Genomic DNA, 19,209 nt, shown 5'->3' with positions numbered 1-19,209 from the left:
CCCGCCCACTCTTCCCTTCTTTCTGCTGGAGTTCTGCCCATGGTCAACGATGTCCTGACCGGCGCGTTCGCGCCCGTCGTCACCCCTTTCCTGTCCGATGGCCGGCCCGATGTGGACCGCTTCATCGCCCATTGCCGCTGGCTGCTGGCGCAGGGGGCGGGGTTGGCGCCCTTCGGCACCAATAGCGAGGCCAACTCGATGAGCGCCCTCGAACGCATGGCCTTGCTGGATGCGCTGATCGATGCCGGCCTGCCGCCGGCCCGCATGCTGCCCGGCACCGGCGCCTGCTCGGCCCCCGAAGCCGCCCAGCTGTCGCGCCATGCGGTACAGCGCGGCTGCGCCGGCGTGCTGATGCTGCCGCCCTTCTTCTACAAAGGCATCAGCGACGACGGCCTCTACGCCTTCTACGCCGAGGTGATCGCACGCATCGCCGATCCGCGCCTGCGCCTGTACCTGTATCACATCCCCGCGCTGTCGGGCGTGCCGATCAGCCATGGCGTGATCGAGCGCCTGCTGCGCGACTTTCCCGGCATCGTCGTCGGCATCAAGGACAGCTCGGGCGATTGGGACAATTTGCGCACGATGCTGGAGCGCTTCCCCGAGCTGGCGATTTTCCCGGCCTCGGAGAGCTTCATCTCGCGCACCCGGCCGCTGGGGGCGCGCGGCTGCATCTCCGCCACGGTCAATATCAACCCGGGCCCGATCAGCCGGCTGGTCGAGCACTGGGACCGCCCCGAGGGGCAGGTCTTGCAGGCCGGTGTCGACAGGGTGCGCCAGATCGCCCAGGCCCGGCCAATGATTGCCGCGCTGAAGGAGGTGCTGGCCGAGGGCCTGGGCGAGCCCGGCTGGCGCCGTGTGCGTGCGCCGCTGGTGGGCCTGGCGCCCGAGGCCGCGCAGGCCCTGCATGCCGAGCTGGCCGAGGCCGGCTTCAAGCTGTGAGCGCCGCCGCCGGCATCGCGCCGCTGGGCAACTATCCGGCGCTGCGGCGGTGCGGCCCCTGGCTCTTCGTCTCGGGCATGAGCGCACGCCAGGCCGACGGCTCGGTGCCCGGCGATGCGGCCCGCCAGACCCGGCTGGTGATCGAGAAGATCCGCGCGGCACTGGCGGCCGAAGGCGCCGATCTCTCTCACTGCGTCAGCCTGAGCTGCTATCTGGTCGACATGGCCGACTTCGCCGCCTACAACGCCGCCTACGCCGAATTCTTCCCTGACCTCAGCGGCCCGGCCCGCACCACGGTGGCGGTGCACCAGCTGCCGCATCCGGATATGCGTGTTGAAATCACCGCCACCGCCTGCTTGCTGGAGGACTGCTAATGCCCAGACTCGATGACGCCGCGCTGGACCTGCTGTTCCGCAGCGCGCGCAGCCACAACACCTGGCTGGACAAGCCGGTCAGCGCAGCCCAGCTGCATGAGCTTTACGAGCTGATGAAGCTGGGGCCCACCAGCTCCAACGGCTCGCCGGCCCGCCTGGTCTTCGTCCACAGCGCGGCGGCCAAGGCTCGGCTGGTGCCGTTGATGGCGCCCGGCAACCAGGCCAAGGTGCAGGCGGCACCGGTGAGCGTGCTGATAGCCTACGACAAGCGCTTTCACGAGCGGCTGCCCCAGCTGTTCCCGCACAACCCGGACGCCGCCGCGCCGTTCGCAGCCAACCCGGCGCTGGCCGAAGCCACCGCCTTTCGCAACAGCAGCCTGCAAGGTGCCTACCTGATGCTGGCGGCGCGCGCGCTGGGGCTGGACTGCGGACCGATGTCGGGCTTCGATGCCGTCGGCGTCAACCGCGAGTTTTTCGGCGGCGAGGTGATGGTGAACTTCATCTGCTGCCTGGGCTATGGGGATGCGGCGGGCTTGTTTCCAAGGCATCCGCGCCTCGACTTCGATACGGCCTGCCTGGTGCTGTGAGGCACTTGGCGTTGTCGCACGATCAGGCCGCCTGCGGGCTTTACTCCGCTCATGTCCCCCGGGCCGTTCCGGCCCTCCTCCTTTACTTCGCTACGCAAAGCCCCCAGCCGACCTGATCTGGCATCGGGTGTTGAGTTCAAGGAAAACTCCAGAACCTGTTGCCGAGAGTAGCGGGTGAGTGGCTCAGCGAGGTAAAGGAGGAGGGCCGGCACGGCCCGGGGGACAGGAGCGGAGCCACTCACCCGCTGCTCTCGGCCCCGCCCTCCCGCCCCCGCCCCTCAAGCAGGGATAGGCAGCCCGTCCAACCCCTTGACCTCCTGCAGCGAGAAGCTGGTCCTGACCATCTTGACGCCCGGCAGCCGGCGCAGCTTGTGCTGCATCAGCGCCGAGTAGGCATCCAGGTCCTGGGCCACGACCACCAGCACGAAGTCCTCGGGGCCGGAGACGCCGTGGCACATCACGACCTCGGGGATGTCGCGCACCGCGCGCTCGAAGTCCAGCGAGTGGCCCTCGTCCTGGCCCTCGATGCTGATGGTCACGAAGGCCATCACCCCATAGCCCAGCGCGCGCCGGTCCAGCCGCGCGTGATAGCCGGCGATCAGGCCGGCATCTTCGAGCCGCTTGATGCGGCGCCAGCAGGGCGATTGCGAGAGCTGGGTCTGCTGCGCCAGCTCCGAGGTGGTCAGCCGGGCATTGGCCTGCAGGGCTTGCAGCAACAGTCGGTCGGTCGGGTCGATCTCTACTTGCATAAAAAAATCTCCTAAAGCCAGCTTACGGGATCAATTTGCCCCAAACAAGCATGGGTAGGGTTAGCAGGGTGATAAACAAGACGTGCAATGCATAGACTGGCCTTGTTGTATACATAAACACGAATGCAAATACAGCATTCCAGCCCATATGAACTCTGCCCTGCCCTCTGTTGCCACCCGCGCGCTGACCCGCGCCGACTGCCAGGCCCTGGACGCCCGTGATCCGCTGGCCGCCTGCCGCGCGCGCTTCGCACTGCCCGAGGGCGTGATCTATCTGGACGGCAACTCGCTGGGCGCGATGCCGCGCGCGGTGCCGGCGCGCATGCAGCGCGCGATCGAACAGGAATGGGCCGTGGGCCTGATCCGCTCCTGGAACGATGCCGACTGGTATCCGGCGCCGCAGCGGGTCGGCGGCCAGGTGGCGGCGCTGATCGGTGCGGCGGCCGACGAGGTCATCATGGCCGACTCGACCTCGGTCAACCTCTTCAAGGTGCTGGTCGCGGCGCTGCGCCTGCGGCCCGGCCGCAAGATCATCCTCGGCGAGAACGCCAACTTCCCGACCGATGCCTATGTGGCCGGCGGCGTGGCCGAGCTGATGGGGGCCGAGTTCCGCGCCGTCGACGCCGATGCGGTGCTGGCCGCGCTGGACCAGTACGGCCAGGACGTGGCCATCGTCTCGCTGACCCATGTCAACTACAAGAGCGGCCAGGTCTACGACATGGCGGCCATCACGCGGCGCGCCCACGAGGTCGGCGCGCTGGTGGTCTGGGACCTGTGCCACACGGCCGGCGCGATGCCTTGCGAGCTGAACGCCTGCGAGGCCGATTTCGCGGTGGGCTGCGGCTACAAATACCTGAACGGCGGCCCCGGTGCACCGGCCTTTGTGTTCGTCGCGCGGCGCCACCAGGCCGCGGTGCAGCAGCCGCTGACCGGCTGGCATGGCCATGCCAGGCCCTTTGCCTTTGGCCAGACCTATGCGCCCGGCGCCGGCATGGACCGCATGCTGGTCGGCACCGCGCCGCAGCTGGGCCTGATCTCGCTGGAGGCGGCGCTGACGGCCTTTGACGGCGTGGACCTGCAGCTGCTGCGCGCCAAGAGCCTGTCGCTGACCGAGACCTTTATCGCGCTGGTCGACCGGCAGCTGGCCGGCCAGGGCTTCAGCCTGGCGACGCCGCGCGACCCGGCCCTGCGCGGCAGCCAGGTCTCGCTGACCCATGAGCAGGGCTACGCCATCGTCCAGGCCTTGATCGCGCGCGGCGTGATCGGCGACTTCCGCGCCCCCGACATCCTGCGCTTCGGCTTTGCCGCGCTCTACCTCAGCCACGCCGATGTCTGGGACGCGGTGGCCGCGCTGCAGACCGTGATGGCCCGGCGCGAATGGGCGCTGCCCGAGCACCAGGCCAAGAAGGCAGTGACCTGAGTTTTTCGTTTCCCTCCCTCCCCGCACTCTCCCTGCGCCTCCTCTTACCTACCCCGTCCAGGAGCTTCCCATGAAGATGAAGTTGAAGAAGAGAAGTATCAAGAAGAGTGTGTGGCCGCTGGCCGCCGCGCTGGCCGCCGGCCCGGCGCTGGCCCAGGTGACGCTGTCCGGTTTCGTCGACATCAATATGGAGCACGCCAAGTCCGGCGGCAAATCCATCAAGGGCCTCAGCTCCGGCGGCCTGAACACCTCGCGCCTGCAGTTCAAGGCCCAGGAAGACCTGGGCGGCGGCCTCAAGGTCACGGCCGTGCACGAGATCACATTGAAGGCCGACAGCGGCCAGCAGGGCTCGCCGCGCCACACCTATGCGCAGATCGGATCCAAGGACTGGGGCGAACTCAGCGCCGGTCGCCGCGACCTGCCCTCGGCCGAGATGTATGGCTATATCGACCCGACCTACTCGGGCGACTACAGCCCGATCAGCAACACCATGCTGTACTACGCACCCTGGCGCGAGAGCAACGGCCTGTTCTACACGACGCCACGCATCGCCAACTTCCAGGCCCAGCTGGCCGCCACCGCCGGCCGCGAAGACGGCAGCAAGGACGCCCAGGTGCGCAGCGCCGCCCTCGACTACTTCGCCGGCGAGCTCTACCTGATGGCCGCTGTCGACCAGCAGCACCGCCGCGATCTGTCCGACGCCAAGCAGATGCGACGCTCGCGCGACTACTACCTGGGCGGCGTCTACAGCGTCAGCAGTGCGCTGGACCTGACCTTTCTCTACCACCGCTACAACGGCTATTACGCCTACCCGCCCTATGCGGACTTCACGTCCAAGGGCCAGGACCTGCAGCTGGGCCTGCGCTACGAGTTCAACGCCCAGCAGCGCGTGTTCGCCAGCGTCGTGCGCAAGAACGACAAGCTCGACGCCGCGCTGTCCGACGCCACCAGCTGGGTGGCCGGCTATCTCTACGGCTTCTCCAAGCGCACCGACCTTTACGCCATCGTCGGCGCGGTCAAGCATGCGCGCGACTCGGACATGCGCTTCCCGGTGAGCTTCAACCACGCCAACCCGCTGTCCAACGAAAACCCGCGCGGGCTGCAGCTGGGCCTGCGCCACAAATTCTGATCGAGGAGATCCCGTCATGAAACTCAAACTCATCGCGCTGCTGATCAGCGCCGGCCTGGCCCAGCAGGCGCTGGCCCAGACCATCGTCGCGCCGGCCGCCGGCACGCCCAAGCTGCCGGTCAAGGAGAACCCCGAGTCCGCCAAGGGCATCGCCGGGGAACCGGCAAAACCTGACCCCGCCAGCTACGGCCTGAACCCGGCCACCGGCGTCTACAAGCACCCGGCCGAGACCCCCAGCATCGGCGGCACCCATCCCTTCAAGGGCAGCCTCGACCATCTGGACCAGAGCAGCTATCTGCACAACACCAAGGTCGAGGCCCTGCACCCGGAGATGCTGGGCAGCCCGTATCACAGCTGGCAGACCACGGTGGACATGAACGGCCGCCGCTATATGGTCATCCACGAGAAGTCCTTCTACAAGGTCTTCGACATCACCGACCCGCGCAAGGCCCAGCTGATCGCGCAGAAGAAGTGGGGCTGGGGCAGCAGCGAGCACCCTTTCGGCCCGCTGACCATCCAGTTCAACGAAAAGCTCGGCAAGCATGTGGCCGTGCAGTGCTACGAGGTGACGCGCTTCGGCATCCTCGAGAACAAGTACAAGCCGGAGCAGCAGGACAAGATAGACACCATCCGCAAGCAGCCCATTCTGCGGGGCTTCCGCGTCTTCGAGCTGGACGGCCCCGACCCGGCCCAGTGGAAGAAGCTCTCCGAGCTGCCGCTGGACGCTAACAGCAGCGCCGACAAGTTCCCGCAGCAGGGCTCGGGCTGCGGCGACATCCCCGTCTACTGGGGTGGCAAGTACCTGTTCGTCTCGGGAGCGCCGGACGACAGCTTCTCGAACCAGGAATACGCCAACTTCCTCTACAACCAGGCCCAGATGGCCTTCGATCTGAGCGACCCGCGCGCACCGAAGCGCCTGTCGACCTGGTGGGTGCCGGGCTCGCGCGCCGGCGAGGAAGAGGAATACAAGAAGAACCCGCGCGTCGGCAAGAAGACTGCGTGGATGGGCGCGCGCATGCCGCTGTTCATCCCCAAGGACCCCGAGAAGGGCGGCAAGTACGGCTATGCGGCGATGGGCGGCATGGGCTTCCATGTGATCGACGTCTCCAACCCGGCCAAGCTGACGCGCGTCGGCAAGCTCGACATGCCGGTCAGCCAGGCCGGCACCGAGGGTGACAACATCGATGTCAGCAAGGTCGAGAAGAGCGGCGTCGTCTACTACAGCGGCTACCCGCTCAACGAAGACTGCTACGAGCCCTACAAGGACATCTACGCTATCGACGTCAAGAACCCGGCCAGCCCCAAGGTGATCGCGACGCTGCCGCGACCCACACCGCCCAAGGGCGCGACCTTCACCGACTACTGCCAGCGCCGCGGCAGCTTCGGCCCCAAGCGCAGCGGCTACTGGCACCAGCCGGGCACGCCCAGCGACCAATACCTGGTCTACGCCTTCTACAACGCCGGTGCCCAGATCTTTGACGTCAGCAACCCCGCCGCGCCCAAGATCGCCGGCTACTTCGTGCCGCCGACGGTGGACCCGAAGATGAACCAGCACTTCGGCGACCAGACCCATGGCGTCTTCATCGAATGGGACCGCAAGCTGATCTGGGTCTTCACCAACCACGGCGGCTACGCGATCTCCAGCCCGCTGCTGGGCGCGCCGGTCTTCGACCTGCCGGCCAAGAAATGATGGCCCTGCGGTCCTGCCTGCTCGCGCTGGCCCTGCCGGCCGCGGCTGCCGCGATGGAGCCGCCGGCCTGGGCCGACAGCTGCGTGCTGTGCCACACGCTCAGCGAGCCGCTGGCGGGACCGCCTTTTCTGCGCATCGCCGAGCGCTACCGGGGCCAGCCCGGCGCGCTGGCCCATCTGAAGCAAAGCATTCTCGAAGGCAGCAGCGGCATCTGGGGCACCGCGCGCATGCCGGCCAACACGCAGCTCAGCCCGGCCCAGGCCGAGCAGGCGGCGCGCTGGCTTCTTTCCCTGCCCACACCCTGAGCCTGCAGCGGCTTACTCTCAACCGGAGCACACCCACCATGCAAACCCACCGTCCTCATCAAACCATCGCCGCCGCCGCGCTGGCACTCTGTAGCGGCACCGTCCTGGCACAGGACCAGGTCGTCAAGATCGGCCATGTCGGCCCGACCAGCGGCCCCATCGCCCATCTGGGCAAGGACAACGAACTGGGCGCCCGCCTGGCGATCCAGGAGCTCAATGCCAAGGGCGTCGTGATCGGCGGCAAGAAAGTGCGGCTGGAGCTGATGGGCGAGGACGATGCTGGCGATCCCAAGCAGGGCACGCAGGCCGCGCAGAAGCTGGCCGACGCCAAGGTCAACGGTGTCGTGGGCCATCTGAACTCGGGCACCACGATTCCGGCGTCCAAGGTCTATGCCGATGCCGGCATTCCACAGATCAGCCCCTCGTCGACCAACCCCAAATTCACCCGCAACGGCTACAAGACCGCCTTCCGCGTGGTCGCCGACGATGTGCATCTGGGCGGCACCCTGGGTCGCTATGCGGTCAAGGAGCTGAAGGGCCAGTCCATCGCCATCATCGACGACCGCACCGCCTACGGCCAGGGCGTGGCCGATGAGTTCGAGAAGGGCGCCAAAGCCAGTGGCGGCAAGATCGTGGGCCGCGAGTTCACCAATGACAAGGCCACCGACTTCAGCGCCATCCTGACCACCCTGAAGTCCAGGAAGCCCGATGTGGTCTTCTTCGGCGGCATGGACGCGGTGGCCGGCCCGATGCTGCGCCAGATGAAAGCCCTGGGCCTGAACATCAAGCTGATCGGCGGCGACGGCATCTGCACCGCCGAGCTGCCCAAGCTTGCGGCCGGCACGATGGCCGACGGCCAGGTCTTCTGCGCCGAGGCCGGCGGCGTCGACGCGACGCAGAAAAAGGCGATGGACGACTTCCGCGCCCGCTTCAAGGCCTATTCCAAGCTGGAGGTGCAGGTCTATGCGCCCTACTCCTATGACGCGGTGGGCGTGCTGGTCGCGGCCATGGTCAAGGCCGGCTCGGCCGAGCCGGCCAAGTACCTGCCGGTACTTGCCAAGACCGAAGGCTACCCTGGCGTGACCGGCACGATCGGTTTCGACAGCAAGGGCGACATCAAGAACGGCGCACTGACCCTCTACACCTACAAGGCCGGCACGCGCGAGGCACTGGCCGTGGTACGTTGATCGACAGGAAGTTGTGAAGCCCCCGGGCCCCGGGCCGTCAGCGCATGGGGAGAGCGTGCGATGGCGGCTCGGTGCCCGGGTTCTTCCTGGCCGGCGCCCAGCGCGCGGCCAGCACCGCCAAGGTCCAGCACAGCCAGGCCGACCAGGCGCTGTGGCTGGCGAAATGCGCGCCGCGCGCCAGCTGAGCCCAGCCAAAGGCAGTGCCCAGCAGCAGGGTGGCCGCCAGGTAGCGGCGCGCACGCCGCCGGTCATTGTCGCGCCATTGGAAATAGAGCCCGAAGAAGGCAAAGCCCGACACCGCATGGCCCGAGGGGAAGCAGTGGCCCGGGCCGCCATCGGCCACGCCCAACATCCAATGAGGCACATAGGCGACGCTGCCGCCGAACTCGGCCAGGCTCCAGGGGCAGCTGCTGTCGCTCAGGCTCTTCAGCGCCGGCACCAGCAGCGCACAAGCCAGCATCACCGCCAGCCAGTAGCCGCGCTCGGCCCGCCCCGGCCCATCGGCGGGCGGGTGCACAACTTGCCAAGCCAGCAGGGCCAGCCCGGCCAGGCCCAGCAGCCGGCCGCCCTCGTGCAGCAGATCGCGGGTCAGCCAGGCGTCGCGCCAGGCAAAGCCGGCCGGACCGCCGTAGAGCCGGCTCAGGCCCAGGTCCCAGCCCAGCAGCTCCCACAGCAATAAGGCTGCCAGCGCGAGCAAGGTGAGCCATGCATCGGCACCGCGCCTCATGATCGGCAGCCCTGGCTCAAGTCCCAGGCCGGCTCATGCACACGGCTGCGCACATCGAGCAGACCCAGCACGGTGTGGAACAGATGGTCATGGCTCACCGGGCGCTGGGCCTGGGGCTGCAGGGCGCGGCGCAGGCAGTCGTCCGCCAGGCCGGCGCCGGCGGCAAAGCCCGGGCTGGCCCAGACCACCATGGGCACGCGGGTCTGCACCGTGGGCGCGATCGCATAGGGCAGGCCGTGCAGGAACAGGCCATGCTCGCCCAGCGACTCGCCATGGTCGGAGACATAGATCAGCAGCGAATCGACCTTGTCGGCCTGGGCCTTCAGCTGCGCTATCGCGCTGGCCAGCAGATGGTCGGTGTAGAGCAGCGCGTTGTCATAGGCGTTGACGATCTGCTGCGGCGTGCACTGCTGCAGATCATCGCTGCGGCATTCGGGCTGGAAGCGGGCGAACTCGCGCGGGTAGCGGCGGTGGTAGGCCGGGCCGTGATTGCCCAGCATATGCAGCACCCACAGCTGGGTGCCCTGCGCGGCCCGCAGGCGCCGGTCCAGGTCATGCACCAGGCCCTCGTCCAGGCAGCGGCCCTCGGCGCACGGGCCCGGCCCGTTCTGCGCATCGACCTGCTCGCTGGGCAGGTCGGCGCAGACGCCCTTGCAGCCGCTCTGGTTGTCGCGCCACTGCACGGCCACGCCGGCACGGGCCACCACATGCAGCAGCGAATCCTGGCCGCGGATGCGGGCCTCGTCATAGTCGCGCCGCCCCACCGCCGAGAACATGCAGGGCACAGACACCTCGGTATTGCTGCCGCAGGCCAGCACCGGCCCCAGATTGGCCACGCCCAGCTGGGCCAGCTCCGGCGTGGTCTGGCGCGCGTAGCCCGACAGCCCCCAGTTCGCATCGCGTGCGGTCTCGCCCACCACCAGCACCAGCACCAGAGGCTTGCGGCGCTGCGCCCAGGAGGCGCCCGGTGCCGCGTCCAGGCCCACCGGCTGGCGCGGGTGGGCGGCGCCGCGCGCCTCGCCGATCGCCACCGCCGCGCCGGACCACAGGTAGTTGGCCGGCGTGATCAGGTAGCGCAGCTCCTTGTGATTGCGCATCAGCGACGAGAAGGGCTGGTAGATCGAGAACAGGCTGGCCAGCGCCGTCAGCAGAGCCAGGCCCAGCAGCGCCAGCCGGCGCCCGGCCGCACGCAGCCAGCTGGGCTCGGGCCGCAGCCGCAGCCGGCTCAGCACCAGCAGGGGCAGGCCGGCATAGAGCAGCAGATGCAGCAGCAGCGCCGGGCTCAGCAGCTCGCGGGCCTCGGCCGCATCGCTGCGCCACACATTGCGCAGCATCGACGGGTCGAGGAAGACGCCGTAGGCCTGCATGAAATAGCTCGCGAACGCCGTCCCCAGCGTCAGCAGCACCAGCAGCGGCTTGAGCGTCCAGCGCGTGGCCAGCAGGCCCAGCAGCAGCAGATGCAGAGCAAACACCAGCAGCAGCAGCGCCAGCGCGAAGCCCCAGCTGGCCGGCTCGGCCGCGCTGCGCCCCTGCAGGGCCGCGCCCAGGAACAGACGGTTGGCGCTCAGGGTCCAGAACAGGGCGGCCAGCACCAGCCAGGTGTTGGCACCGAGCGCCAGGCTCGCCAGGCGGTAACGGCGCCACAGGGACAAAGGGAGGGACAGGCTTTGCATCGCCCGCATTGCAACCGGCGCCGATGAAGCTGAGCTTAAGCAAGCCGGCCTATGCTGCGGCCATCCCCAGCCCGACACCGCCTCATGAGCCCACCCGACGACAAGACCCCGACCAGCGCCTTCAAGAGCCGCTCCGGCCTCGCCCGCCTGTGGCGCGCCACCGGCTATTCCTGGGCCGGGCTGCGCGCCGCATGGCGGCACGAGGCGGCGTTCCGCCAGGAGCTGGCCGTCGGCCTGCCGCTGATCGCGCTGGCCTGGTGGCTGGCACCGGACCGCTGGCGGGCCCTGCTGCTGACGGCGGCCATCGTCCAGGTCTGGCTGGTGGAGCTGCTGAACTCGGCCATCGAGGCCCTGGCCGATGCGGTGACGGTGGAGCGCCATCCGCTGCTGGGCCGGGCCAAGGACCTGGGCAGCGCGGCCGTGATGCTGAGCCTGCTGCTGGCCGTGGGCGTCTGGCTGGCCGTGTTCTGGCCCTGAGCGGGCCGCCTCAGCGTTCAAGCGCTCAGGCGTTAGGATGCCGCCCCATGAATCAGAAACTGGGTTTGGCCCTGGCGCTGGCGGCGCTGCTGGCGGGCGGCGTGTTCTTCGGCTGGCAGGGCGTGATCTTCGCGCTCACCGGCGTGGTGTTCTGGCTGCTGATGCAGTTCAGCCGGCTGATGCGGGTGATGCGCATGGCCAAGGACGCGCCGATCGGCCATGTCGACAGCGCCGTGATGCTCAATGCCAAGCTCAAGGTCGGCATGCGCCTGCTGGAGGTGCTGCCGCTGGCCCGCAGCCTGGGCCGCAAGACCGCTAGCGAACCGGAGACCTTTGTCTGGACCGATCCGGGCGAGGTCTCGGTCGAGGTGGTGCTGGAGCAGGGCCGCGTGACGCACTGGACCCTGCAACGGCCCGAGACGGGCCAGGACTGAACCCGGGCGGGCTCAGCGGCCGGCGCGGCACCGGGCGATGAAGCCGATCGCGCCGAGGCCGGCCAGCATCAGCGCATAGCTCTCGGGCTCGGGCACCGGCGCGGTCAACGCATTGCCCAGATAGACGGCATGCGACAGCCCATCGGTCTGCTTGCTGACCACACCCAGCACATTGAAATCGATCGTGCCGATGCCGGCCGTGCCGCCGTCGAACAGATAGAAGCTGTAGCGGTGTTGGCCTGCTTCAGGCCGATCACGAACAGGCCGGTGGCCCTGGCGCCGCCATCGAAGCTGAGCGTGAAGTCGTCGCCGAGATCGGTGAACAGGCCGTGGCCGGTCGCATCGCTCTTGCTGTAAGTCAGACCGCTGCCGTAGCTGAAGCCCTTGTCGCCAAACTCGGTGTTCAGCACCGCGATCTGGCCCTGGGTCAGTGCGCCGCCCAGATTGCCGCTGAAGGAACCGGCGCAGTCGATGAAGGCCGTCACCGAGGCACCGCCGCCGGCCGTGCAGGCCGGGCTGCCCAGTTCGGGCTGCGAGCTCGAGGGCTTGGCGGCCCAGGCGCTATGGGCGAGTGCGAGGCAGCTCAGGGCGGCAATGGCGATGGCTTTTTGCATGAAGGGGAAACGGTCAAACGGGAATGAGGACGCACTGTATCGGTCGCTACGGTCGCCGCTGCCGGCAAGCCCCCCGCAGCCACGGGGGTCGGCCACAGTGGCGGCCGCGCACCCGTGGAGCAGTCGTGAGATGCGTCACACCGCGCACCGGCCAACGGGCCGCGGTGCCGGGCGGCGCCGGCTTGCATAGAATCTCGCTCTCACCCATTTCTCTCAGCACAACAGGAGTTCCCCATGTCCATGGAAGACCGCGACGGCAAGATCTGGATGGATGGCCAGCTGGTCGACTGGCGCGACGCCAAGATCCATGTGCTGAGCCACACCCTGCACTATGGCTGCGGCGCCTTCGAGGGCGTGCGCGCCTACAAGACCGACAAGGGCACGGCCATCTTCCGCCTGCGCGAGCACACCGAGCGCCTGTTCAACAGCGCCAAGATCCTGCGCATGAAGATCCCCTTCAGCATCGAGCAGGTCGAGGAAGCGCAAAAGCAGGTGGTGCGCGAGAACAAGCTGGAGAGCTGCTATCTGCGCCCGCTGACCTGGATAGGCTCGGAAAAGCTGGGCGTCAGCCCCAAGGGCAACAAGATCCACCTGATGGTCGCCGCCTGGGCCTGGGGCGCTTATCTGGGCGAGGAAGGCCTGAAGCGCGGCATCCGCGTCAAGACCAGCAGCTACACCCGCCACCACGTCAACATCACGATGACGCAAGCCAAAGCGGTGAGCAACTACACCAACTCCATCCTGGCCAATATGGAGGCTACCGAGGACGGCTATGACGAGGCCTTGCTGCTGGACGCCTCGGGCTTTGTCTCCGAGGGCGCGGGCGAAAACCTGTTCGTGATCAAGAACGGCGTGGTCTACACGCCCGATCTGTCGGCCGGCGCGCTCAACGGCATCACCCGCAACACCATGTTCGCGATCTGCCAGGACCTGGGCCTGAAGCTGGTCGAGAAGCGCATCACGCGCGACGAGGTCTACATCTGCGACGAGGCCTTCTTCACCGGCACCGCCGCCGAGGTGACGCCGATCCGTGAGCTGGACCGCATCGAGCTCGGTGCCGGCAGCCGTGGCCCGATCACAGAGAAGATCCAGACGGCCTTCTTCGACATCGTCAACGGCCGCAACCCCAAGTACGCCGAGTGGCTAAGCCTGGTCTGATCAGACAGAGAAAAAGAACATGAGCGACACCAACAAATCCATCATCGAAGTCACCGCCCAGGACGTGCAAGGCCCCGGCGTCGTGGCCTGCCCCAACCCCAAGATGGCGCTGTGGAGCAACCACCCCAAGGTCTTCATCGACGTCACGCACGAGGGCGGCGGCAAGTGCCCCTACTGCGGCACGGTCTACAAGCTCAAGGCCGGCGAAGTGCTGCACGGCGCCCACTGAGCGAGCGCCAGACGGGGGCGCTATGTCCCCGCCGGCTGGCGCTTACATGCTGTAGAACACGTAATCGGCCTGATAGGCCACCTGGCGGCGCTCGCCCTTGTTGGTCATGCCGCAGGCCGCCGCCGGCGCCACACCGCCCTGTGTCTTCAGGCGCTGGATGTGGCTGACGCCCTGCATCGCGCCCATCCCCATCGCGGGGTCGGCCTTGACCAGTTGCAGCGGGATATTGCCCGGCGTGCTCGGCGCCACGGCCAGCTGCTTGCCGGTGACCTTGGAGCCGTCGTTGGCCTCCCAGGTCGGGCCGCCGTAATACTTGCCGACCACCGCACCAGCCGCGTTCTTCAGCGTCGCCACCGGGGTGACAAAGACCCACTCGTACTGGCCGGCCGCGTTCTCGCGGCATTCATAGGTGATCTCGCCGGCGCCGACGGTCCACATCGTCTGCTTGCTGCCGGCCGGCGCGCGCACCGCTTCGGGCAGCGCGGCGTTGTCGACCATGCTCGTCATCATCGGCGTGGAGGCGCAGGCGCCCAGCAGGGCGACCGGCAGCAGCAGCATCAGGGACGTCTTTTTCATCGCGAACTCCTCGAAGGATTGGGGTTGGAGTCCCCTCTTACGCAGCCCTGCGAGGATCGGATGCAAAGAAAAGAACTAGATGTGGCCGGCCGAGACGATAGGCCCGGTCGGCGCGCCGGTCGGCGAGCCGCCGCTGGGCTCCAGGCTGACGGCGAAGGCCGCCGTGTCCTGCAGCAGACGGGCGCGCAGCACGGTCGTCGCTGCCGCCGCCGTCGAGACCAGGCCCAGCGAGCGTGGCGCGCCCTTGCCCGGCACAGCCCAAAGTTCCAGTGCCCGGCCTTGCTCCACCGTCAGCTCGCCCAGCGGCTTCAGCACCAGGGCACCGCCGTCGGCGCTGACGCTGGCGACAAAGCCGGCCTTGGCGAAGCCGGCGCCCTCGGGCGTCGCGTTCAGCACGATCACCAGCGGCGGCTGCACCGGCTGCGGCTGGGCCAGCAGCAGAGCCAGGGCCAGGGCACCGGTGCCGGCCACGCCGGCAAAGCCCTGCCACAGGCCCAGGCGCTGCCACCAGCTCGGCGAGCGCTCGGGCGCGCCGAACAGGCGGCGCTGCACCGCAGCCCAGACCTGGGGCGGCGGCGTCACCGGCACCACCGGCGCGGCCAGTGGCTGCAGGCGCTGCTGCCAGGCCTGCACGGCATCCTGCAGCGCCGGATGGGCCGGCAGCAGGCGCTCGAAGCGCCGCCGTGCGCCACCGCGCAGCACACCCAGCGCATATTCGGCGGCCAGTTTCTCGGCCAGATCGGGGCGGCTGTAGTCCATCAGAGCGCTCCCTTGCTGGCGCCGACCAGGCCGGCCGCGCGGTCCAGGCAGTTGCGCAGGCTTTGCAGGCCACGCCGCACCCAGCTCTTGACCGTGCCCAGCGGCTGGCTCATCTGCTGGGCCACCTCGGCATGGGACAAGCCCTGGTAATAGGCCAGCGCCAGGCTGGAGCGCTGCTCGCCGCTCAAGGCCTGCATGCAGCGCTGCAGCTCATGGGCCTGGCTGGCGGCGTCGAGCAGGTCCAGCGGGCCGGCTTCGGCGCTGGGCATGGCCTCCAGCAGATCGCGTTCGCCACCCTCATCGCTGCCATCGTCCAGGCCCTGGAAGCGGCTGACGGTGGCCGGCTCGGCGGAGCGCCGGCGCAGGCTGTCGATCGCGCGGTTGCGGGCCAGGCTGGTCAGCCAGGTCAGCGGCTGGGCCAGCCGGGCATCGAAGCCGCTGGCGGCGCGCCAGATATTGACGAACACCTCCTGCAGCACCTCCTCGGCCTGGGCCCGGTCATGGTTGATGCGCAGCACCACACCGAACAGCTGGGCGCTGGTGGCGCGGTACAAGGCCTCGAAGGCCTGGCGGTCGCCCAGGGCGGTGCGGGCGAGCAGCTGGGCCAGTTCCTGGCTGCGCTCGCTCCATGCGGGGTTGGGTGTGCTCATGCCCCATTCTTACGTGCCGGCCTTGCATTTGGATGCATGGACAACCCTTTGACATGCCGGCGCCGCCCCCGCTTCTTACAATCGGCCCATCATGATGCGACCCAAAGCCCAGACCGCCGCCCTGCTCGCTGCGCCGGAAGACACCGAGCAACAGTTCTACGAGGCGCTGCAAAGCGCCGATCTGGAGCGGCTGATGGAGGTCTGGGCCGATGAGGAGGAAGTCTCCTGCGTGCACCCCGGCGGCCCGCGCGTTGTCGGCCTGGGCGCCATTCGTGCGGCCTTCGAGTCGGTGTTCGGCCAGGGCGCGATCTCGGTCCATCCCGAGCGGGTGCGGCGCCTGCACACCGGCGACACCGCCATCCACCAGGTGCTGGAGAGAGTCCAGGTGCAGGGTCCCGAGGGCCAGCAAAGCGCCTGGGTCATTGCCACCAATGTCTATCTGAAGACCGCGATGGGCTGGCGCATGGTGGTCCACCATGCCAGCCCCGGCACCGCGCACGATATCCAGGAAGTGGTCGAGGAACCGGCCACCCTGCATTGATGGCGCTCGCCTACCGGGCGCCGCCGTGGCTGCCTGGCGGCCATGCGCAGACCATCTGGCCGGCACTGTTCTCGCGCCGCTTCGAGGGCACGGCGCCGCAGTTCCGGCGCGAGCGCTGGATCACGCCGGACGGCGACTTCGTCGATGTCGATTTCCTCGCTGCGCCGACCCGCCCCGGCCAGCCGCTGCTGGTGCTGTTCCACGGCCTGGAAGGCAGCTCGCAAAGCCAGTATGTGCAGGCCTTCGCGGCCATCGCCCGCGCGCGCGGCTGGGCCTTCGCGCTGCCGCATTTCCGCGGCTGCTCGGGCGAGCTGAACCTGGCGCCACGCGCCTACCACTCGGGCGACTTCGAGGAGATCGGCTGGATGCTGGACCGGCTCAAGGCCGGCCACCCCGGGCCGCTGGTCGCCGCCGGCGTCTCGCTGGGCGGCAATGCCTTGCTGCGCTGGGCCGAGGAGATGGGCCAGAGCGCGGCGGCCACCGCGCGCGCGGTCTGCTCGATCTGCTCACCGGTGGACCTGGCGGCCTCCGGCCACGCGATCGGCCGTGGCTTCAACCGCCTGGTCTATACCCGCATGTTCCTGCGCACCATGGTGCCCAAGGCCTTGCGCAAGCTGCAGCAGCACCCGGGTCTGTTCGACGGCGAGCGGCTGCGCCAGGCGCGCGATCTCTACGAGTTCGACAATCTGTTCACCGCGCCGCTGCACGGCTTTCGCGACACCGAGGACTACTGGTCGCGCGCCTCGGCCAAGCCGCATCTGCGCCAGATCCGCATCCCAGCCCTGGTGCTGAACACCCTCAACGACCCCTTTATCCCGGCCGCCTGCCTGCCCGGCCCGGCCGACACCGGCGCCCATGTGACCCTGTGGCAGCCGGCCCAGGGCGGCCATGTCGGCTTCCCGGCCGGCGCACCACCGGGCCATGTGCTGGCGATGCCGGGCCAGGTCTGCGACTGGCTGGCGCAGGCGCTTTAGACTGCCGTCCATGGACCCCATCGTCGAAGCCGCGCTGAAGAAATGGCCGAATGTGCCGCATTGCTACGGCTGGCTGGCGCTGGACGCGCGCGGCGACTGGTATATGCGCGACGAGCGCATCCAGGCGGCCGGGCCCTTCCCGCAAGTCAAGGGCAGCCGCATCAACCATGAGAAGCTGCGCGAGTTCATCGAGCGCAACTACGCCGCCGATGCGCAGGGCGCCTGGTACTTCCAGAACGGGCCGCAGCGCGTCTATGTCGAGCTGGAGGCCACGCCCTGGATCTGGCGGCTGACAAAGGGCCCGGCGGGCGCGCCGCTGATCCACAGCCATACCGGGCGGCCGGCGCACCAGGTGGACGCCGTCTGGCTCGATGAACAGGGCCGGCTGCTGCTGAGCACCGAGCTGGGCCTGGGCCTGGTGCACAGCCTGGACATGGAGCTGGCCGCCGACGCCGTCGAGGCCGGGCTGTGGCAGCCCGAGCCCTGCAGCCATGCCGAACTGCTGCGCCGCCATGGCGTGATCGACCGACCCGCAGCGCCTCAGTCAGGTCGATAGGGCGGCAGCTCGCGCAGCCGCGCGATCTCGGCCCACCAGCGCTCGGCCAGCTCGCGCTGCACCGGCAGCAGCCCCGGGGCCAGCGCGGCGTAATAGTCCACCGCCAGAAAGGGCTGCGGCAGCAGGGTCAGGTCTTGCAGATCCGCCACGCGCATCGCGTGGCGCAGGTCTTCCTCGATGCCGACAGCAAGGTCGACCCTGCCAGCCAACAGCTTGCCCAGCAGCTGGCGGGTGTTGAGGGCGGCGCTGTCGACCTTGAAGCCCTGGCTCTGCAAGGCCTCGGTGGCCGAGCGCATCGTCGCGCGCGCGCCGACGGTCAGCGCGGCGGGCTCGGCCCCATGCATCTGGCGGCCATCCCAGACCAGCTCACGACCGGCGCGCTTGACCCACATCAGGCGCAGATGCGCCAGCCTGCGCGTGCGGTCAACGGCGCCATGGCGCATCGGGAAGCCCAGCTCGGCCATGTTGTGCGCCGTCGGCGCGGCCAGCGTGGCTTCGACTTGAGCACTGTCCAGCATCAGGCGGCAGCGCAGCGGCGGCAGCCTCAGCAGCTCGACCCGCAGGCCGGCCGCCTCGCCGGCATCGATCAGCAGGCGCTCGGCCACGCCCAGGCGCTGTGGATTGTTGTGCAGATAGGGTGGCACGACGATGTCGGTGACGCAGACGCGCCAGTCCACCGGCTGTGCGGCCAGCGGTGCTGCCTGCCATGCCAGCAGGACCATCAAAATCCATCCCTGGAATATCTTCACGCCGCCAGCATAGCCGCGAGCGGGCACAAAAAAACCGGCCGAGGCCGGTTGTTGGCGGGGCGCGCCAGCGCCGCCGGTTCTTGATTACTGCGCGGCGGAAGCGGCCGGGGCCGGGGCCTTCGGTTCATCGAACTTGGCGCCGCCCTGGTTGCCCATATAGACCACGGCACGGGCGATCTCGAAGTCGCTGTGATCGCCGCCGCCCTGGGCACCCATCGCACCCTTGCCCTTCAGGGCCGAGGTCAGCAGCGTGTCGAATCCGGTCTTGATGCGCGGGCCCCAGGCGGCCGCATCGGCCAGCTTCGGCGCACCGGCCACGCCGGCGCCATGGCAGGCCGCGCACTGGGCCAAGTAGACCTGCTCGCCGGTCTTCAGCGCGCTGGCGTCGGACAGGTCCTTGATCTCGATCGCGCCGACCGGCTGGATGCGGGCGGCCACCGCCTGCTCCGCCAGGCCCTCGCTGCCGGCGGCCGGCTTGCTGTCCGAGGTCACATAGCTGGCCAGCATCACGATCACGATCACCGGCACGACAAAGGCAAACGCCACGGCCCAGATCAGCTGCTTGGGTGTCTTGATCGGTCCCTCATGCGCCTCTTCGTGCTGGGCGTCGTGGTCGTGCACGTGGTCTTGGGTTCCGCTCATGAAATCCTCGTTGGCGTCGGGCAGTGGAGTAGATCGGGCCCCCGCTCAGGCGCGGGCAGCACAACCGCGA

25 protein-coding genes are annotated in these 19,209 nt (G+C 68.6%); 15 read left to right on the top strand and 10 right to left on the bottom strand.

What is annotated here, in order from left to right:
* Positions 1–39: 39 nt before the first annotated feature.
* From O5M90_RS17810 to O5M90_RS17800, 3 genes are read left to right on the top strand one after another with little or no spacing between them, the layout of a single operon-like run.
* Entirely contained in the window at positions 40–939 is a 900-nt protein-coding gene (locus O5M90_RS17810) for a dihydrodipicolinate synthase family protein (RefSeq protein ID WP_440402221.1), read from the top strand.
* Complete coding sequence (locus tag O5M90_RS17805) at positions 936–1,313, top strand: RidA family protein (RefSeq protein WP_269839793.1); 378 nt, start codon at positions 936–938, stop codon at positions 1,311–1,313. Before O5M90_RS17810 ends, O5M90_RS17805 begins: the two co-directional genes overlap by 4 nt.
* Positions 1,313–1,900, top strand: a complete 588-nt coding sequence (locus O5M90_RS17800) for a malonic semialdehyde reductase (protein ID WP_269839792.1) — start codon at positions 1,313–1,315, stop codon at positions 1,898–1,900. Before O5M90_RS17805 ends, O5M90_RS17800 begins: the two co-directional genes overlap by 1 nt.
* Before the next feature lie 278 nt (positions 1,901–2,178).
* On the opposite strand, the gene O5M90_RS17795 is transcribed toward O5M90_RS17800, so the two are convergent.
* A complete protein-coding gene (locus O5M90_RS17795; RefSeq protein WP_269839791.1) occupies positions 2,179–2,649 on the bottom strand; it encodes an Lrp/AsnC family transcriptional regulator in 471 nt (156 codons plus the stop codon).
* Positions 2,650–2,797: 148 nt separating this feature from the next.
* Between O5M90_RS17795 and kynU the strand changes: the two genes are divergently transcribed.
* From kynU to O5M90_RS17770, 5 genes are all read left to right on the top strand, one after another.
* Positions 2,798–4,069 carry a kynureninase gene (kynU, locus tag O5M90_RS17790; protein ID WP_269839790.1) on the top strand — a complete coding sequence of 424 codons (1,272 nt, stop codon included), beginning with the start codon at positions 2,798–2,800 and terminating at the stop codon, positions 4,067–4,069.
* A 70-nt stretch (positions 4,070–4,139) separates the two neighbouring features.
* Positions 4,140–5,198: a porin gene (locus O5M90_RS17785; RefSeq protein WP_269839789.1), complete on the top strand. Its 1,059-nt coding sequence runs from the start codon at positions 4,140–4,142 to the stop codon at positions 5,196–5,198.
* Positions 5,199–5,214: 16 nt separating this feature from the next.
* Positions 5,215–6,888, top strand: a complete 1,674-nt coding sequence (locus tag O5M90_RS17780; RefSeq protein ID WP_269839788.1) for an LVIVD repeat-containing protein — start codon at positions 5,215–5,217, stop codon at positions 6,886–6,888.
* On the top strand, positions 6,885–7,193 hold the full coding sequence (locus tag O5M90_RS17775; protein ID WP_262972017.1) for a c-type cytochrome: 309 nt from the start codon (positions 6,885–6,887) through the stop codon (positions 7,191–7,193). The genes O5M90_RS17780 and O5M90_RS17775 overlap by 4 nt, the downstream gene beginning before the upstream one ends.
* Before the next feature lie 38 nt (positions 7,194–7,231).
* On the top strand, positions 7,232–8,380 hold the full coding sequence (locus tag O5M90_RS17770; RefSeq protein ID WP_269839787.1) for a branched-chain amino acid ABC transporter substrate-binding protein: 1,149 nt from the start codon (positions 7,232–7,234) through the stop codon (positions 8,378–8,380).
* Positions 8,381–8,417: 37 nt separating this feature from the next.
* Here the strand turns inward: O5M90_RS17770 and O5M90_RS17765 are convergent, their stop codons facing one another.
* Positions 8,418–9,107, bottom strand: coding sequence for a phosphatase PAP2 family protein (locus tag O5M90_RS17765; protein WP_269839786.1), 690 nt, complete (start codon positions 9,105–9,107; stop codon positions 8,418–8,420).
* A complete protein-coding gene (locus tag O5M90_RS17760; protein WP_440402219.1) occupies positions 9,104–10,780 on the bottom strand; it encodes a phosphoethanolamine transferase in 1,677 nt (558 codons plus the stop codon). Before O5M90_RS17760 ends, O5M90_RS17765 begins: the two co-directional genes overlap by 4 nt.
* Before the next feature lie 84 nt (positions 10,781–10,864).
* On the opposite strand from O5M90_RS17760, the gene O5M90_RS17755 reads away from it, so the two are divergent.
* Entirely contained in the window at positions 10,865–11,257 is a 393-nt protein-coding gene (locus O5M90_RS17755) for a diacylglycerol kinase (protein ID WP_269839784.1), read from the top strand.
* Positions 11,258–11,304: 47 nt separating this feature from the next.
* Positions 11,305–11,691: a hypothetical protein gene (locus tag O5M90_RS17750; RefSeq protein ID WP_262972021.1), complete on the top strand. Its 387-nt coding sequence runs from the start codon at positions 11,305–11,307 to the stop codon at positions 11,689–11,691.
* Between the two features lie 12 nt (positions 11,692–11,703).
* On the opposite strand, the gene O5M90_RS17745 is transcribed toward O5M90_RS17750, so the two are convergent.
* Both O5M90_RS17745 and O5M90_RS17740 read right to left on the bottom strand, forming a co-directional pair.
* Positions 11,704–11,799 carry a PEP-CTERM sorting domain-containing protein gene (locus O5M90_RS17745; RefSeq protein ID WP_269839783.1) on the bottom strand — a complete coding sequence of 32 codons (96 nt, stop codon included), beginning with the start codon at positions 11,797–11,799 and terminating at the stop codon, positions 11,704–11,706.
* Complete coding sequence (locus tag O5M90_RS17740; protein WP_269839782.1) at positions 11,796–12,305, bottom strand: hypothetical protein; 510 nt, start codon at positions 12,303–12,305, stop codon at positions 11,796–11,798. The genes O5M90_RS17745 and O5M90_RS17740 overlap by 4 nt, the downstream gene beginning before the upstream one ends.
* 234 nt (positions 12,306–12,539) lie before the next feature.
* Here O5M90_RS17740 and O5M90_RS17735 point away from each other — a divergent pair, with 234 nt between their 5' ends.
* On the top strand, positions 12,540–13,463 hold the full coding sequence (locus O5M90_RS17735) for a branched-chain amino acid transaminase (RefSeq protein WP_269839781.1): 924 nt from the start codon (positions 12,540–12,542) through the stop codon (positions 13,461–13,463).
* A gap of 19 nt (positions 13,464–13,482) precedes the next feature.
* Positions 13,483–13,692 (top strand): zinc-finger domain-containing protein, encoded by a 210-nt coding sequence (locus O5M90_RS17730; protein ID WP_137945126.1) that lies wholly within the window; start codon positions 13,483–13,485, stop codon positions 13,690–13,692.
* Between the two features lie 42 nt (positions 13,693–13,734).
* Here the strand turns inward: O5M90_RS17730 and O5M90_RS17725 are convergent, their stop codons facing one another.
* The 3 genes from O5M90_RS17725 to O5M90_RS17715 form a co-directional block, all read right to left on the bottom strand.
* The gene (locus tag O5M90_RS17725) at positions 13,735–14,268 is read right to left on the bottom strand and encodes a DUF3455 domain-containing protein (protein ID WP_269839780.1); all 534 of its coding nucleotides are present in this window, start codon (positions 14,266–14,268) and stop codon (positions 13,735–13,737) included.
* Between the two features lie 75 nt (positions 14,269–14,343).
* Positions 14,344–15,027 carry an anti-sigma factor gene (locus tag O5M90_RS17720; RefSeq protein WP_269839779.1) on the bottom strand — a complete coding sequence of 228 codons (684 nt, stop codon included), beginning with the start codon at positions 15,025–15,027 and terminating at the stop codon, positions 14,344–14,346.
* Positions 15,027–15,677 (bottom strand): sigma-70 family RNA polymerase sigma factor, encoded by a 651-nt coding sequence (locus tag O5M90_RS17715; RefSeq protein ID WP_269839778.1) that lies wholly within the window; start codon positions 15,675–15,677, stop codon positions 15,027–15,029. The genes O5M90_RS17720 and O5M90_RS17715 overlap by 1 nt, the downstream gene beginning before the upstream one ends.
* Before the next feature lie 91 nt (positions 15,678–15,768).
* Here O5M90_RS17715 and O5M90_RS17710 point away from each other — a divergent pair, with 91 nt between their 5' ends.
* Genes O5M90_RS17710 through O5M90_RS17700 form a run of 3 tightly spaced genes read left to right on the top strand, consistent with a single transcriptional unit; the run spans position 15,769 to position 17,748 of the window.
* Positions 15,769–16,218, top strand: coding sequence for a YybH family protein (locus O5M90_RS17710; protein ID WP_137945122.1), 450 nt, complete (start codon positions 15,769–15,771; stop codon positions 16,216–16,218).
* Positions 16,218–17,192 carry a YheT family hydrolase gene (locus O5M90_RS17705; protein WP_269839777.1) on the top strand — a complete coding sequence of 325 codons (975 nt, stop codon included), beginning with the start codon at positions 16,218–16,220 and terminating at the stop codon, positions 17,190–17,192. Before O5M90_RS17710 ends, O5M90_RS17705 begins: the two co-directional genes overlap by 1 nt.
* Positions 17,193–17,202: 10 nt before the next feature.
* Positions 17,203–17,748 carry a DUF2946 family protein gene (locus O5M90_RS17700; RefSeq protein WP_269839776.1) on the top strand — a complete coding sequence of 182 codons (546 nt, stop codon included), beginning with the start codon at positions 17,203–17,205 and terminating at the stop codon, positions 17,746–17,748.
* Here O5M90_RS17700 and O5M90_RS17695 read toward each other — a convergent pair.
* Complete coding sequence (locus O5M90_RS17695; RefSeq protein WP_262972027.1) at positions 17,733–18,470, bottom strand: hypothetical protein; 738 nt, start codon at positions 18,468–18,470, stop codon at positions 17,733–17,735. The two genes, O5M90_RS17700 and O5M90_RS17695, sit on opposite strands and share 16 nt — an antisense overlap.
* Positions 18,471–18,581: 111 nt before the next feature.
* Positions 18,582–19,139 (bottom strand): c-type cytochrome, encoded by a 558-nt coding sequence (locus tag O5M90_RS17690; protein WP_137945118.1) that lies wholly within the window; start codon positions 19,137–19,139, stop codon positions 18,582–18,584.
* Between the last annotated feature and the right edge of the window lie 70 nt (positions 19,140–19,209).

This window comes from Paucibacter sp. M5-1 (assembly GCF_027498415.2).
Taxonomy (GTDB): Bacteria; Pseudomonadota; Gammaproteobacteria; order Burkholderiales; family Burkholderiaceae_C; genus Roseateles_E.
This window is presented reverse-complemented; position numbering and strand designations above follow the sequence as displayed.

Coding starts and splice junctions, on each gene's coding strand:
- O5M90_RS17795 (WP_269839791.1), bottom strand. CDS start 2,649: ATGCAAGTAGAGATCGACCCGACCGACCGACTGTTGCTGCAAGCCCTG.
- O5M90_RS17785 (WP_269839789.1), top strand. CDS start 4,140: ATGAAGATGAAGTTGAAGAAGAGAAGTATCAAGAAGAGTGTGTGGCCG.
- O5M90_RS17725 (WP_269839780.1), bottom strand. CDS start 14,268: ATGAAAAAGACGTCCCTGATGCTGCTGCTGCCGGTCGCCCTGCTGGGC.
- kynU (WP_269839790.1), top strand. CDS start 2,798: ATGAACTCTGCCCTGCCCTCTGTTGCCACCCGCGCGCTGACCCGCGCC.
- O5M90_RS17760 (WP_440402219.1), bottom strand. CDS start 10,780: ATGCAAAGCCTGTCCCTCCCTTTGTCCCTGTGGCGCCGTTACCGCCTG.
- O5M90_RS17735 (WP_269839781.1), top strand. CDS start 12,540: ATGTCCATGGAAGACCGCGACGGCAAGATCTGGATGGATGGCCAGCTG.
- O5M90_RS17800 (WP_269839792.1), top strand. CDS start 1,313: ATGCCCAGACTCGATGACGCCGCGCTGGACCTGCTGTTCCGCAGCGCG.
- O5M90_RS17720 (WP_269839779.1), bottom strand. CDS start 15,027: ATGGACTACAGCCGCCCCGATCTGGCCGAGAAACTGGCCGCCGAATAT.
- O5M90_RS17750 (WP_262972021.1), top strand. CDS start 11,305: ATGAATCAGAAACTGGGTTTGGCCCTGGCGCTGGCGGCGCTGCTGGCG.
- O5M90_RS17780 (WP_269839788.1), top strand. CDS start 5,215: ATGAAACTCAAACTCATCGCGCTGCTGATCAGCGCCGGCCTGGCCCAG.
- O5M90_RS17765 (WP_269839786.1), bottom strand. CDS start 9,107: ATGAGGCGCGGTGCCGATGCATGGCTCACCTTGCTCGCGCTGGCAGCC.
- O5M90_RS17710 (WP_137945122.1), top strand. CDS start 15,769: ATGATGCGACCCAAAGCCCAGACCGCCGCCCTGCTCGCTGCGCCGGAA.
- O5M90_RS17730 (WP_137945126.1), top strand. CDS start 13,483: ATGAGCGACACCAACAAATCCATCATCGAAGTCACCGCCCAGGACGTG.
- O5M90_RS17705 (WP_269839777.1), top strand. CDS start 16,218: ATGGCGCTCGCCTACCGGGCGCCGCCGTGGCTGCCTGGCGGCCATGCG.
- O5M90_RS17740 (WP_269839782.1), bottom strand. CDS start 12,305: ATGCAAAAAGCCATCGCCATTGCCGCCCTGAGCTGCCTCGCACTCGCC.
- O5M90_RS17775 (WP_262972017.1), top strand. CDS start 6,885: ATGATGGCCCTGCGGTCCTGCCTGCTCGCGCTGGCCCTGCCGGCCGCG.
- O5M90_RS17690 (WP_137945118.1), bottom strand. CDS start 19,139: ATGAGCGGAACCCAAGACCACGTGCACGACCACGACGCCCAGCACGAA.
- O5M90_RS17715 (WP_269839778.1), bottom strand. CDS start 15,677: ATGAGCACACCCAACCCCGCATGGAGCGAGCGCAGCCAGGAACTGGCC.
- O5M90_RS17770 (WP_269839787.1), top strand. CDS start 7,232: ATGCAAACCCACCGTCCTCATCAAACCATCGCCGCCGCCGCGCTGGCA.
- O5M90_RS17695 (WP_262972027.1), bottom strand. CDS start 18,470: ATGGTCCTGCTGGCATGGCAGGCAGCACCGCTGGCCGCACAGCCGGTG.
- O5M90_RS17810 (WP_440402221.1), top strand. CDS start 40: ATGGTCAACGATGTCCTGACCGGCGCGTTCGCGCCCGTCGTCACCCCT.
- O5M90_RS17700 (WP_269839776.1), top strand. CDS start 17,203: ATGGACCCCATCGTCGAAGCCGCGCTGAAGAAATGGCCGAATGTGCCG.
- O5M90_RS17755 (WP_269839784.1), top strand. CDS start 10,865: ATGAGCCCACCCGACGACAAGACCCCGACCAGCGCCTTCAAGAGCCGC.